The organism is Candidatus Amarolinea dominans, from assembly GCA_016719785.1.
In the GTDB taxonomy this organism is placed as follows: Bacteria; Chloroflexota; Anaerolineae; order SSC4; family Amarolineaceae; genus Amarolinea; species Amarolinea dominans.
This window is the reverse complement of record JADJYJ010000031.1, coordinates 211,916-226,371: the sequence shown is the minus strand read 5'-3', so window position 1 is coordinate 226,371 and position 14,456 is coordinate 211,916. Positions and strand designations below refer to the sequence as shown.

Sequence of the window (14,456 nt, the reverse complement as noted above, 5' to 3'; positions counted from 1 at the left end):
TGGCAGACAATAACAAGCCAATGATCGAGATCCGGGATCTGCGCAAGGTCTACCGGATGGGAGAAATGGAAGTACACGCGCTCAGCGGCGTTGCGCTGCGCGTGATGCCGGGCGAAATGGTCTCCATCATGGGGCCGTCCGGCTCAGGCAAGTCCACGTTGATGAACATCATCGGCTGCCTGGATCAACCCACCAGTGGCACCTACCTGCTCGATGGCGCTGATGTGTCGCAGATGAACGACAACCAACTGGCGGACATTCGCAATCGCAAAATCGGGTTTGTTTTCCAGAGCTTCAACTTACTCTCGCGCACCGAGGCTCTGCAAAATGTGGAGCTGCCGCTGATCTACGCTGGCACCCGCCAGCGCCGGCAGAAAGCGATTGCCGCGCTGGAAGCGGTGGGCTTGGGCGAGCGTATTCATCATCGCCCCAATGAGCTATCGGGCGGCCAGCAGCAGCGTGTGGCAATTGCGCGTGCCCTCATCAATGACCCGTCCATCATCCTGGCGGACGAGCCGACCGGCAACCTCGATTCGAAGTCGGGCGCTGAGATTATGGCGATCTTCCAGCACCTGAACGAGGAGCGCGGCATCACCATCGTGTTCGTGACGCACGAGCCGGATATTGCCGAGCATACGAAGCGTATCGTACGCATCATGGACGGCTGCGTCGAATCTGATAACCTGGTGGCACATCAACGCCGCGCCGGCGAACGCGCCTACACCCGACGCACGCGCGACCTGGTGCAAGGCGGCGAGCAAATGGACGCCGTGGCAGCCGGTATCTGATTTTAGGAGTAAGTTGTGAATTTAAGCGAAGCACTACGAGTCGCCCTGCGGGCACTTGCGGCCAATAAATTGCGCTCGGTGCTCACGATGCTGGGCATCATCATCGGCGTGGGCGCGGTCATTACTCTGCTTTCGGTGGGGCGCGGAGTTGAACGCTACGTCACCGATCAGTTCCAGAGCATCGGCTCCAACCTGCTGTTCGCGGTGCCGGGGCAACTCACCAGCGGCGGCCCCCCGCGCACGCGCGCGAACACAGGCTCCAGCCTGACGATGCGCGATGTGATGGCGCTGCGCGACACCTTGCGGGTGCCTGATGTGATGGCGGTCGCCCCGGAAGTCAGCCGCGTGGCCGCGGTCAAGGCGGGCAAGCGCGAAATCACGCCTCAGATAGGCGGTGTGGAGCCTGAGTACGCGGCCGTGCGCAATTGGGTGGTCGAGGCCGGGCGCTTCATCACACCTGAAGATGTGACGGCCCACGCACGCGTGGCCGTCATTGGTCAAACGGTCGTGACGCGCCTCTTCCCCGAGGAGGAAAACCTTGCCAATCGCACCATCGAAATCAACGATGTGGCCTTCCGCATCGTGGGCGTGCTGCAAAAGCGCGGCGGCAGCGGCTTTGGCGATGAGGACAACCAGATCTTCGTGCCCATCACCACCGCACAATCACGCCTCTTCCCCAGCCGCACGCCAAGCGGCGACTATCGGGTGTCGGTCATCTACTTGCAGGCCACGGCCGAGGACCGCATGGAAGCTGCGGCCAGTCAAATTACCGACGTCTTGCGTGAGACGCACGGTATCACCTACAGCAACGATGATGATTTCAGCGTGGTCAGCCAGGCGGACCTGATCAACATCTTCGGTCAGATCACCGGCGTGCTGACGCTATTCCTGGGCGCCATCGCCGCCATCTCGTTGTTGGTCGGCGGCATCGGCATCATGAACATCATGCTGGTGTCGGTGACGGAGCGCACGCGCGAGATCGGCATTCGCAAGGCGGTCGGCGCCAAACGCCGCGACATCCTGGCCCAATTCCTGCTCGAAGCCGTTGTGCTCTCTCTCATCGGTGGCTTCGTTGGCATTGGCCTGGGCGCCAGCGGCGCGGCGGCCGTCTCGAGCTTGCAGAGCGATTTCCAAACCTTCGTCACGCTCGACTCGGTGGCCCTCGCCACCGGTTTCTCCGCGGCGGTCGGACTCTTCTTTGGCATCTACCCGGCCACACGCGCCGCGCGTCTGAACCCGATTGATGCACTGCGCTACGAGTAAACCAAGAAATGCTACAATTCGTGTTCACCCTTCGATGGCGCAGCAGGCGCCTACCCATGCGTCCCCTACTGATTCCTCTGGCTCTTCTCATCGGCTCTTTCGCGCTGACGGCATGTAGCACACCGCCGGCGGCGCCGACGCCAACCCTGGTGCCGCTCGCCGGCGATGAGACCACCGCGACGGTCATGCCGACGACCAGGCCGCTGCCGAGCGTGACGCCTCTGCCTACGGCCACAGCCACGCTCGCGCCGACGCTCACCGCGGTGAGCGCAACAGCCACAGCGACGGTAGCTCCCGGCGCAGTCACGCCGGCAGTCACGGTGATCGGCGACGCGGCGATCCATGTGCGCAGCGGCCCCGGCACGGCTTATCCGATTGTTGGCCGTCTGTTGCCGGCGGTCGCGGCCGAGGTCAGCGGCCGTGATGACAACGGCGCCTGGTGGCAGATCACGTTGCCGGGCGGTCAGCGCGGTTGGGTAGCCGCCAGCCTGGTGCGCCTAACCGGCGAGCCAGCGGCGCTGCCGGTGGTCAAGGTCGCGCCCGCGCCAACAGTTCGACCGCAGCCTGCGCCGGCCGGCAAGATCGTCTTCCAGGAGAGCAACGGCGGCTCCATCTACCTGGTCAACGCCGATGGCAGCGGCCTGCGCCGCTTGACCAGTGGTTTCGACCCGGCCCTGGCGCCGGACGGACAGCGTGTGGCCTTCACGCGCTGGAACGAGCCGCGCGGGGTCTGGATCTACGACCTGCGCACGAACGAGGAGTATCTGCTGGTGCAGGCCAATGGCGCGCGCACCCCCACCTGGTCACCGGACGGCAGCGAGCTGGCTTTTGCCTGGTGGCGCAAGACGATTCCTGGCCGCCAGGTGTGCATTGGCGATTTCTGCTTCGACATTCCACCGGAAGACTATAATGGCCTGGCCACGGTGCGAGTGGATGAGAAGATTCTGCGCGATCTGCCCGCCAGCCAGACGGTGCAGTCCCCGGCCTGGGAGCCGAATGGCCTGCGCATTGTCTACCGGGGCAAGCAGGGCCTCAAATCTACCGAGCCAGGCAGCGCGGATGCGCGTGAAGATGTCTTGACAGCCAATCTGTTCCAGGAATCTCCGGCCTGGAGTCCCGACGGCCAACATCTGCTGGTGCAGACGCGCCTGCACGATCATCGCGATATTTTTATGCTCGATCGTGATGGGCAGGTTGTGGCTCGCCTGACGGCCAATGATCCCCTGGCCGACCGCGCCCCCAACAACGTTGCCCCGGCCTGGTCGCCTGACGGGCGCCAGGTCATCTTCTTGAGCGATCGCAGCGGCTCCTGGCAGGTGACTATGATGGAAGCGGACGGGTCGAATCCGCGCTTGTTCCTGCCGGCTGTGTTCGGTCAGATGACGTTTCGTTACGACTTTGCCGCGGAGCGCATGTTCGATTGGGGATCCTGATCCCCGTTGCCCGGCGTTGCTGCGCGCAGGCTGGCAATCAGCGCGCCGGCCAGCAGGCCGAGCAGCATGGCGGCGCGCCACGAACTGGTGAGCCAGGGGTAGTTGTCGAACAGACCGCACACGAACAGCGCCAGCCAGCAGGCCGAAACGGCATCGAAGAGCGCCAGCGCGGCGCTCCCCTGCGCCGCATGTCCACGGCGCAGGCCGACCAACCAGGCCCCGTTGAGCCACAGCCACAACAACCCGCCGCCAACCCCCAACTCCGCGGCGGCCAACAGCGGTGCATTGTGGACCACCGGCGGGGACGCGCCAGGTACCAGCGTCATCGCGTACAACCCACTGCCGACGCCCAGCAGCCACTGATCTCGAATCAGGCCAGCCGCGGCGATCAGTCCACTCACGCGCTCGCTGATGGACCGCGCTTCGAGCGGACTGGTCAGATCGAAGAAACGAGTCCAGAGCAGATCGGGCTGGCGCCACACGAAGAAGATCACCCCAATCAGCATCCCCAGCAGCAGCCAGCGGCTGCGCCGCCAGGCGTGACGTTGGCGCCAGCAGAGCCAGGCCGCGCCAACCCCAAATCCCAACCAAGCCGCACGTGAAAAGCTGACCAGCAGCCCCATCAACCCGACCGCGCCAATGACCAGCCAGAGCACGGTGCTGATCGCGGGTGACACGCGCGGCCAGGGCACGCCTGCCAGCCATCCCGCCATGATCCACAGGAGGCCGATGCTGAGCAGGCCGCCCAACACGTTGGGATGCGCGGTCAGGCCATAGGCGCGCAGGCGATGTTGACCCTCCGGACCCACCACGCTGGTGGCTTCGACGCGTGGATCGAGCGCCGGTTCGCCCAGGAAGGTCAGATGGGCGGAGTCCTGGCGCACGAACTGCACGACGCCAACGGTGCTTTGGCCCAAGACGACCAGGGCAAACAGCAGCGAGAGCCAGCGCATCACCTGCGCGGCCGGCGCCTGGGCCAGCCAGAAAGTCAGCAGCCAGAAGAAACCAATGCCGGCCAGGACGATCAAGGCCATGCCGGGCGCGACAGCCGGGCGCAGCCGTAGCAAGGTCAGCGCGCCGAGGCCGATCACCGGCAGCAGCACCGGCCAGGCGTCGCGCCAGGCGTGGAAGCGCATCGAGTCGCGGCGCGCGGGGCGAACCATCCACGCGGCAACCCGCAGCAGCGCAGCCAGCAGCGGCAGCAACGCCAGCAGGCCAATCTGCGCCGGGCGCCCGGCCAGATTGGCGGTCAGCAGCGGCCACCAGGTGAACGGCCCCTGGCGCCAGGACGGGGTGAGAAAGGCCAGCGCCAGGAAAATGGTGAGCAGGGTATGGGCCGCGACGGTTAGCCGCGACTGCACCTGGCTGCACGCGGCCCGGCTCGCTGTGACGGCCGACGCGGGCAGGACAGGGACGGGCGACGTCTCGACGCTCATGCCGCCATGACCTGACGGTAGATGGCGGCCGTTTCGGCCGCTGTGCGCGCCCAGGAAAACTCGGTCGCGCGCGCAAGCCCGCGTGTGCGCTGGGCAAAACGCTGAGCATCATCGCTGAGCAAGGTGACCAGCGCCTCTGCCAGCGCCTCGGGGTCGTGCGGATCGGCCAGGGTGGCGGCCGCACCGGCAATCTCGGCCAGCGATGAGCCGTTCGAGGTGAGCACCGCCGCGCCGCAGGCCATGGCCTCGATGATGGGCAGGCCAAAGCCTTCATAGATGGAAGGGAACACGAAGACCGTGGCCAGGTTGTAGAGCGCAACCAGGTCTTCCGTGGGCACATAGCCGACGAAACGCACAGCCTCGCGCAGCCCCAGGCGCTCGATGGTTGCCAACAGGTCGTGGTAGGGGAGCGGTCCCCATTGGCCAGCGATCAGCAGCGGCACGTGCAGCCCTCGGTGGTGCAGCAGGGCCAGCGCTTCGACCAGGCGCACCAGGTTCTTGCGCGGTTCGATCGTGCCGGCATAGAGCAGAAAACGGTCGGGCAGGGCGTAGCGTTGACGCACGGCTGCCAGGTTCGCCGCGTCGTGCAGGACGCGAAACTGCGGCGCGGCGGCCTCATAGATCACATGCACCATGGACGCGGGAACGCCCAACACCCGTACCAGGTCGGCCTTGGCGCTGGCGCTGACGGTGATGATGGCCTGTGCCCGGCGCACAGACGGTTTGATCAAAGGACGCGCCATGAGCAGGCTGCGCGGGCGATGGTACCGGGGAAACAGGAAGAGCGACATATCATGGACGGTGACGATCATGCGGCCGTGGGCGGCCAGCGGCAGGAGCGAGTTGGTGAAATGGCACACATCGAGGTTGAGTTGGCGCAGCCAGAGCGGCAGAACGACCTGCAGCCAGAGCGGCCGCAGCGGCATCGAGGGGCCGCGTGGGCCGACCGGCGGCACGATGGCGCCGGCGAGTGCATGCGCCAGGTGCGGCGAGCGGCGATTGCTCAGCAGCTCGAAGCACCAGGGGTCGGCGCGGCGTAAGAGATGGGCGAGGAGATGCGCCGAGTAGTAGCCAACGCCGGTCATTTGCCCTTCCAGGGTGGTGACATCATAGCCGATGCGCATCACGGCGTTTTCTCCGTTGACGCCCTCACCCCCCGACCCCCTCTCCCGTCGTGAAACAGCACACGACGGGAGAGGGGGAGACGAAGCGAAACGCTCTGTGCCCCGATCTCTGTTGTGCAGGAGGCCAGGCTGCCGACCAGGATCCACCACAGCAGGTAGGTAGGCGTAAACTCCAGGAAATAGTCGAAAAACCCATGCACCAGGAAGGCGACCAGGGCCGCACACAAACCAAGTAGCCAGTTGAGGGAGTGAATGCGGGACTTTGCAGGTAAGGTGGGTGGGGCAAGGGTCAGCAGCCAGCGCAGCCGCGTGAAGACGTGCTGTGCCAGGCTGAGCAGGAGCCAGGCGAAGCAAGCGCCTCCCGCCAATCCAAGCGTCACCAGAATTTCGACATACAGGCTGTTGCTGTGCAGGACAGACGCCTGCCCGGCCGGGCGCCAGTCTGTCAAGCCCAAGGCGTCGCCCCACAGGTAGCGGAAATTGTCCGGGCCGACGCCCAGCCAGGGGTGTTGGCGCCACAGCAGCCAGGCAGCCCGCCAGAGGGTGGTGCGCTCAACCTGGGTGCTGCCCTGGGCTGCGGTCAGCAAGCTGGCGGAAAGAGGGGGCGGCAGGGGTGGGGCCGCAGCGCCGCCGGCCCCGGCCGCCACGTCAACCGTGGTGCGCCCCAGGCCAGCTCCACGCGTGGAGAACCAGGCCACGTGGTTTTGCAGCAGGTCCCAGGCCAGAATGTAGCGGCCAGGTTGAAGGAGCGGCAGGACGTAGGCCGACACCCGCGCGGACCCGCCGGGCGGCACATCATGGGGCAGGGCGGTGCGATCGCCTTCGAAGAAGACGATCATCTCGGCGCTGGCGTCCAGCCAATGATAGCTGAGCAAGATCGGCTCCGCGCCGTGTGCCCGCCAGAGCAGGCGCCCGGCATTAGTAAGATGCACCGGAACCTGCGTGCGTTGACCGGCAACCAGGGTGAGATGGGCCGGCGCGGCATACTCGGCCTGCATGAAGCCGGCTTCAACCTCGCGCTGCAGGCGCGCCTGCTGCACCGGACTCAACGCCACCTGGACGCTCGCCAGCGCCACAATCACGATGATCGTGATGGCGGCCGCGCGGGGCAGCGACACACCGACGAGCGGGGGAGAATCGGGCGCCAGCCGGCGCAGGCGGCGCAGGCTCCAGCAGGCGGTCGCCAGCAACAGCCCGCTGCTGAGTAGGATGGCTACCAGGCCGCCGCGGCTGGCCGTCAAGACGAGTGCCGCGCCCATGAGGCCGATGGCGAACAGGATTAGAATTTGGTCGCGCCGCCGGCTGACGGTGGTGAGCAGAACACTGAGCAATACCAGGGCCGCTTCCCAGTACTGGGCGGCGATGTTGGCATAGCCAAATGTGCCGCTGGCCCGGATCGTACCGGCGACGCGCGTGGTGTGGAGCTTGAAAAGGCTCAGCCAGGGGGTCAGCACGGCAGGCCACAGGACCTCGGCGCAGCCGAGGACGGCAGCTAACAGGGCGCCGCTCGTCAGCGCCCAGGCCAGGGCGGCGACAGGGCCGGTTGCGCGCGCATCTGCGGCGCGCTGCCTGGTCAGCACATCGAATGCAGCCAGACTCACGATGACTCCGGCCAGGCTGCGCAAGGCGAACTTGAGCGCAGCGCCCCGTTCGGTTGGCGCGAGCAGGGCCGACAGGCACAAGACCAGGCTCCAGGCCAGGAGCGGCCACCCCAGCCAGGCCGGCCAGCGCGGCATGCGGCGGGCCGCCAGCAGAGCAAGCGCCCACAGCATGAGCGCGAGCGCGGCCAGCAGTTCGAGATTGGTAAAACGCAGCGGGCCGGCCTGCAGCCAGGGCTGCACGGCCTCGAAGGGCAGGCACAGCGCCAGGGCTAAGAAAGCCAGCCAGGTGATGCGTTGTAAAAAGAATGCGGATCGTGTCATCGAACAGGTAGCCGGTTCAGATTTTCAGCGACCAGCGGTGCGTCGCGGGTTCATTATAAAGAAATCGAAGCGATGTGTAAAACCTTGCAAGGCAACTAAAATTAGTGTATGATGACTGCAATTGTTGAGCGGTTGTCAGCACGTTCGCAGCAGATTGACCTCGTTTGCTTCGTTATAAAAGGGGGACAAAAGGGGGACGTATGTTACGTAAGTTGATCGTTGTGTTCGTGATCGTCTTGGGTATTTTGTTCGTACTCTCGGCCTGTACCGGTCCCGTCGGCCCGGTTGGGCCGTCCGGGCCACAAGGCGCCCCTGGCCCGCAGGGGCCGGCTGGGCCTGCTGGCGCCCCAGGTCCCGCTGGGTCTGCCGGTCCTGCCGGCGCTGTGGCCAGCGCCGCCATCGGCGCTGAATACGTTGGTTCTGACAAGTGCGGCGCCTGTCATAAAGCAACTTATGATCTGTTCATGAAATCGGGCCACAGCTACAAGTTGAACAAGGTGGTGGACGGCAAGGCGCCAACCTATCCCTTCACCGCGGTGGAGAAGCCGCCCGAAGGCTACACCTGGAACGACATTTCGTATGTGATCGGCGGCTACAACTGGAAGGCGCGCTTCATGGATAAGAACGGCTACATCATCACCGATAAGCCGGGTGCCACCATCAGCGACACCAATTACCTGAACCAGTACAACTTTGCCAATGTGGCTGTGGGCAAAGAGGCCGGCTGGGTCAAGTACAACTCCGGTAAGCCCAAGCTCGTTTACAACTGCGGCGCCTGTCACACGACCGGTTATCGGCCAGACGGCCATCAGGACGATCTGCCGGGCATCGTGGGCGTCTGGGCCGCGCCGGGCATCCAGTGCGAGGCGTGTCATGGGCCGGGCAGCCTGCACATGGCAAATCCGTACGGGATCGCGCTGAAGGTTGATCGCAGCGGTGAGGCGTGCGGCGCGTGCCATCGCCGTAACGCCGTCGAAGCGGTTGACGCCAGTGGCGGCTTCATCGAGCACCACGAGCAGTACGAGGAGTTGTACCAGAGCAAGCACATCACGCTGGATTGTGTGGTGTGCCACAACCCGCACGAGGGTGTGGTGCAGTTGCGCGCTGAGGACAAGCCGCCGACGCGTACCACGTGCGAAAATTGCCATTATCAGCAAGCGCAGAATGCCCAGGTGAGCAAACATGCCGCGCTGAACGTGCAGTGCGTTTCCTGCCACATGCCCCGTGTGGGCAAGAGTGCGTGGGGCGACGCCACGAAATTCACCGGCGACATTCGCACGCACCTGATGGCCATTGACCCCACGCAGACGAGTCAGTTCAGCGCCGACGGGAAGAAGGCGCTTTCGCAGCTTGGCCTCGATTTTGCCTGCAAGAGCTGCCACATTCCAGGTTCGGCGGTTGAAAAGACGGACGAGGCCCTGAAGGCTGCTGCTGTCGGTTACCACGATAAGCAGTAGACGGGCAGCGCTAACATCTGTTGACTGTTGACGACGACGCCTCTACCGGGCCGGCGCCCACCGGCCCGATAGTTTATGCTGAACGATGCTGAACACTGAAGTGGAGGAGTAACGGATGAAAGGTGCGCAACGTTGGTCCGGAGGCATAAGCGGTTTGAGCCTCGGCTTGATGGTGGTCTTTGCTGGCGCGGTGCTGTGGCTGGCTGCCCTGACCTGGCCCGTGGCTCCTGCGGCCGCCGCCCCGCCTGTACAAGATACGACGCCCCCCACCAGTTCCCCTCTGTCCCCGCCAATCATGGTGAGCAACGAAACCTGCCTCGCGTGTCACGCGACCGCTGCAACGACCAGGCTGCCGAGCGGCGAGGATCTGTATCTGGGGATTGACCCGGCGCGCTACGCCGCTTCGGTGCATGGCAGCGGGGGCTACTTGTGTACTCAGTGCCACACGAACATTTCGGGCTATCCTCATCCTCCGCAGCAGGCGCAAGACCTGCGCGGGTATGCCATCGCCAATTACGAATTGTGCAAGACCTGCCATGCCGACAAGTATGAACTGTCCAAAGACAGCGTGCATCAAACTGCGCTGCAGGCGGGCAACCGACAGGCAGCCGTCTGCGCAGATTGTCATGATCCGCACGCGCAGGGGCGCATCCTGGATCAGAAGACCCATCAACCGCTGCCGGACGCGCACCTGGCTATTCCACAGACCTGCGCGACCTGCCATAACACGATCTACGAACAGTACAAGACGAGCGTGCATGGCGCGGCCCTGGTAGATGCGCAAAACCCGGATGTGCCAACCTGCATTGACTGTCATGGTGTGCATGGCATCGCCGATCCCACTTCCGCAACCTTTCGCTTGAACTCTCCATCTGTGTGTGCCAAGTGCCACACCGACGCGGCCAGAATGGACAAGTACGGCATCTCGACCCAGGTCATGAACACCTACCTGGCTGATTTCCATGGCTCGACGGTGACGCTGTTCGAAAAGCAGGCGCCAGACCAGTTGACGAACAAGCCGGTTTGCATTGATTGCCACGGTTTTCACGACATCAAGCAAGCCAGTGATCCCCAGAAGGGTTTGCATGTGCGCGAAAACCTCGTGGCCCAGTGCCAGAGTTGTCATCCCGACGCCAACGCCAATTTCTCTGAAGCCTGGTTGAGCCACTACACGCCCGATCGCGAGAAATACCCAATCGTCTACTATGTCAATCTGTTCTACCAGATTGTCATCCCCACCCTCATCGGCGGCATGGTTTTGTTTGCGGCCGGGGACGCCGGCCGTCGTTTTCTCAACCGGCGGCGCATCTCCACTCCCCCCGCAGCGAAGGGAGAGAAAGGAGCATGACTACGACCACGAAAACCTATCTGCGTTTCTCTCTTTCCCAGCGTATCGAGCATCTGTTGATGGTCGCCGCCTTTGTCGTTCTCGCGCTGACCGGGTTACCGCAGAAGTTCATCGGCCAGCCCCTGGCTGAGATCATGATCGGGCTGTTCGGCGGTATCGAGGTGACGCGTGTCATTCACCGTGTCGCAGCGATCGTTCTGATGCTGGAATCGGTTTACCATGTCGTTGTCGTTGCCTACAAGATCTATGTGCGCCGCGTTTCCCTGTCCATGCTGCCCGATCTGCAGGATGTCCGCAACTTCGGGGGTTTGATTCTGTATCTCCTGGGGCGCCGTTCTGAACGACCGGCCATGGGGCGCTATGCCTTCGATGAAAAGGTCGAATACTGGTCCCTGGTGTGGGGCACCCTGATCATGATCCTGACCGGCTTCATGCTTTGGAATCCCATCTCCACGACGCGTTTCATGCCCGGCGAGTTCATCCCGGCCGCCAAGGCCGCGCACGGCGGCGAGGCGCTGTTGGCTGTGCTGGCGATCATCGTCTGGCACATGTATCATGTTCACCTGCGGACGCTCAACAAGAGTATGTTCACCGGCGTGCTCAGCGAAGAAGAGATGCTGCACGAGCACCCGGCCGAGCTGGCCGCCATCAGGATGGGTACGGCCACGCGACCGCTGGATCCCCAGAAGATGCAGCGCCGGCAGCGCCTGTTTTATCCGACGGCCGGTGTTCTGTCAGTCGCTCTGTTGATTGGCCTTTACCTGTTTGTCTCCTTCGAGCAGACCGCGATCACCACCCTGCCGGTGCGGGCGACTGTGGTGGTCTTCGTCCCGCAGACGCCAACGCCCATCCCGCAGACGCCAACGCCGGCCCCGAGCACACCGCCGGCGGTCGGCGCCGTCACCTGGGATGGCTTCATCGGCCCGCTGTTTGTGCAAAAGTGCGTCGCCTGTCATGGCGCTCTCGGCAATCTGTCACTGGCCAGCTATGCGGACGCGCAGAAAGGAGGGAAGTCAGGCCCGATCTTCACGGCCGGTAAGTCAGATGAAAGCCTGGTCGTGACGATACTGAGCGGCAGCGCGCATCCGCTCAAACTGAGCGATCCTGAGATGGCTCAGATCAGGGCCTGGATTGACGCCGGCGCGCCAGAAAAATAGGCTTGTGTCTTATGATAGATGTCATAGACGCGTAACGCCAGCGCAGGTAGACTTGCATCTATCCCACGCATTTTGTTTCGTCAAGCCCTCTCGCCGTGCGACGGAAGTCAAGACAGCCCTCCGCCGTGCTTGATTGGCCGACCGACGAGGAGCCTCAGCCATCTCCGGAAATCCTTGACGCTGTTGTCAGGGAAAGATTGCTCGCTGGAAAGGAAGGGTTCCTTATGAAGGTCCTTATGAAGGTAAGAGATGGATTGTTTGGTGTTCTCGTGCTCGCAACCATCGTTTTTCTGCTGGTTGCGTGCCAGGGAACGCCCCCGCCGCCCACCGCGGCGCCGGCGCCGACGCCGGTGCCATGTCCCACCTGCGCGGCTTGCCCCGCACCCGCGCCCTGCCCTGAAGCGAAGCCAGCCGTCGAAGTGCCATTCGAAGCGGCCTGGACCGGTTCACCGCATAATGACAAAACAGCCGAGGCATTCGTCCATTGGGATGCCGCCACCCCAGCCGAGGTTCCGGCCAGTTGTGCCAAGTGCCATAGCACCCCTGGTTACCTCGACTTCCTGGGCGCCGACGGCAGCGCCGCGGGTAAGGTTGACAAGGCGGCCGCGATCGGGACGACCGTTCAGTGCGCGGCCTGTCACAACGACGTGACGGCCACCAAGACCAGCGTCACCTTCCCGTCGGGCATTGAAATTCAGGACCTGGGTGACGAGTCCCGCTGCATGGAATGTCACCAGGGCCGTGAGTCCAAGCTCAGCGTGGACAAGTTGATTACCGACACGTTCAAGATTACGGACATGGATGCGGTCGTCAAGCCGTTCGTGGATAGCAAGGGCGTCACCCAGACCTTTGGCTTCCGCAATGTTCACTACTTTGCGGCCGCGGCCACTCAGTACGGCACCCTGGTCAAGGGCGGCTACGAGTATGAAGGCATGCTGTACGATGGCAAGTTCCGCCACGTAGAAGGGTACGACACCTGCATCAGTTGCCACAACTCGCACACCCTGGAAGTCAAGGTTGAGGAATGCACCGCCTGCCACAAGGACGTCAAGGCCGTGACCGATCTGCTCGATATCCGCATGAACGGCTCACTGATGGACTATGACGGCGACGGCAATGCCAAAGAAGGGGTGTCGGCGGAGGCGGCCGGTCTGCAGGAGAAGCTGTTGGTCGCCATCACGACCTACGCCAAAGAGGTCCCGAAGCAAGACATCGGCTACGATGCGGTCACTTATCCGTACTTCTTTGCCGATGCGAACGCCAACGGCAAGCTCGACACCGGTGAGAAGTCATATTCCACCTGGACCGCCCGCCTGTTACGGGCCGCGTACAACTACCAGGTTGCGAGCAAGGACCCAGGCAAATTCGCGCACAATGCCAAGTACATCATCCAGCTCCTGCACGACTCGATCGCAGACCTGAACACCAAGCTGGCTGCACCGCTGGACCTCTCGAAAGCTGCTCGCAACGATGCCGGTCATTTCGACGGCACAGCGATGGCCTTCCGAGACTGGGACGATGCGGGCATGGTGCCGGCCGGCTGCGCCAAGTGCCACTCGGCCACCGGCCTGCCCCAGTTCCTGACCAATGGCGGCACCGTGGCTGTTACCGGCAGCGGTTCGATTGTGACATCGGGCGTTGTTGGGGCCGAGCCGTCCAATGGCCTGGCCTGCACCACCTGTCACGATGACCTGACCGACTTCTCGGTGCGCGCGGTGACAAGCGTGCCGTTCCCCAGCGGCAAGAGCGTCACCTTCAGCACGGAGAAGGACGAGAAGGGTAACCTCAAGCCGGTGGATGCGAATCTATGCATCGAGTGCCACCAGGGTCGCCAGTCCACGGTCGCGGTCAACAACCGCCTCAAGGGACTGGAGGACGATGTTGTGCCGGAGAAGAAGCTGAGCTTCCTGAACGTACACTACTTCGCAGCCGGCGCCACGCTGTTTGGCAACGATGCGCAGGTTGCGTATCAGTACGCGGACAAAGAGTACGCGGGCCGCAATACCCACGCACCGGGTCTCGACACCTGCACGGGATGCCATCAGACGCATGAGCTTGAACTGAGCTTAGACAAGTGCGTCACCTGCCATGCCGGCGTCAAGTCGCCGCAGGACATTCGCGCCACCGCCGCCGACTTCGACGGCGACCAGGATACGAAGGAAGGCGTCGCGGGTGAGATTGCGACCCTGGAAGAGAAGCTGTTCGTCGGTCTGCAAACCTACGCGCAGGATGTCGCCAAGACCGCCATCGCCTACAGTTCGACTGCCTATCCTTACTTCTATGCAGATGCCAACGGCAACGGCGCGGCGGACCAGGACGAAAAGGCCTACACCGATTGGACGCCGCGCCTGCTGCGTGCGGCTTACAACTACCAGTACGTTCAGAAGGATCCGGGCGCCTTTGCCCACAATCCCAAGTACGCCGCGCAGATTCTGTACGATGCACTGGAAGATCTGGGCACGGGCGGCGTCAAGATAGACATGACCGGCATGACCCGGCCCTAACCTCTGCGTTAGTTTGCCCCTATT

Annotated in this window: 10 protein-coding genes; 7 read left to right on the top strand and 3 right to left on the bottom strand. The window is 63.5% G+C overall.

The window, feature by feature from the left end; genetic code table 11:
• The first annotated feature begins 20 nt into the window (after window positions 1-20).
• The 3 genes from IPM84_24910 to IPM84_24900 are packed head-to-tail and all read left to right on the top strand — an operon-like array spanning window position 21 to window position 3,484.
• Complete coding sequence (locus IPM84_24910; protein MBK9095935.1) at window positions 21-788, top strand: ABC transporter ATP-binding protein; 768 nt, start codon at window positions 21-23, stop codon at window positions 786-788.
• A 15-nt stretch (window positions 789-803) separates the two neighbouring features.
• Complete coding sequence (locus IPM84_24905; protein ID MBK9095934.1) at window positions 804-2,051, top strand: ABC transporter permease; 1,248 nt, start codon at window positions 804-806, stop codon at window positions 2,049-2,051.
• 56 nt (window positions 2,052-2,107) lie between these two features.
• Entirely contained in the window at window positions 2,108-3,484 is a 1,377-nt protein-coding gene (locus tag IPM84_24900; GenBank protein MBK9095933.1) for a PD40 domain-containing protein, read from the top strand.
• Here IPM84_24900 and IPM84_24895 read toward each other — a convergent pair.
• The 3 genes from IPM84_24895 to IPM84_24885 are packed head-to-tail and all read right to left on the bottom strand — an operon-like array spanning window position 3,442 to window position 7,966.
• Window positions 3,442-4,920, bottom strand: a complete 1,479-nt coding sequence (locus IPM84_24895; protein ID MBK9095932.1) for an O-antigen ligase family protein — start codon at window positions 4,918-4,920, stop codon at window positions 3,442-3,444. The two genes, IPM84_24900 and IPM84_24895, sit on opposite strands and share 43 nt — an antisense overlap.
• Window positions 4,917-6,047, bottom strand: coding sequence for a glycosyltransferase family 4 protein (locus tag IPM84_24890; GenBank protein MBK9095931.1), 1,131 nt, complete (start codon window positions 6,045-6,047; stop codon window positions 4,917-4,919). The genes IPM84_24895 and IPM84_24890 overlap by 4 nt, the downstream gene beginning before the upstream one ends.
• A complete protein-coding gene (locus IPM84_24885) occupies window positions 6,044-7,966 on the bottom strand; it encodes an O-antigen ligase family protein (protein MBK9095930.1) in 1,923 nt (640 codons plus the stop codon). The genes IPM84_24890 and IPM84_24885 overlap by 4 nt, the downstream gene beginning before the upstream one ends.
• A gap of 464 nt (window positions 7,967-8,430) precedes the next feature.
• On the opposite strand from IPM84_24885, the gene IPM84_24880 reads away from it, so the two are divergent.
• The 4 genes from IPM84_24880 (at window position 8,431) to IPM84_24865 (ending at window position 14,432) form a co-directional block, all read left to right on the top strand.
• Entirely contained in the window at window positions 8,431-9,423 is a 993-nt protein-coding gene (locus IPM84_24880) for a hypothetical protein (GenBank protein MBK9095929.1), read from the top strand.
• Window positions 9,424-9,577: 154 nt separating this feature from the next.
• Entirely contained in the window at window positions 9,578-10,771 is a 1,194-nt protein-coding gene (locus tag IPM84_24875) for a cytochrome c3 family protein (GenBank protein ID MBK9095928.1), read from the top strand.
• Window positions 10,768-11,928: a cytochrome b/b6 domain-containing protein gene (locus IPM84_24870; GenBank protein MBK9095927.1), complete on the top strand. Its 1,161-nt coding sequence runs from the start codon at window positions 10,768-10,770 to the stop codon at window positions 11,926-11,928. The genes IPM84_24875 and IPM84_24870 overlap by 4 nt, the downstream gene beginning before the upstream one ends.
• Window positions 11,929-12,164: 236 nt before the next feature.
• Complete coding sequence (locus tag IPM84_24865; protein ID MBK9095926.1) at window positions 12,165-14,432, top strand: hypothetical protein; 2,268 nt, start codon at window positions 12,165-12,167, stop codon at window positions 14,430-14,432.
• The last annotated feature ends 24 nt before the right edge of the window (window positions 14,433-14,456 follow it).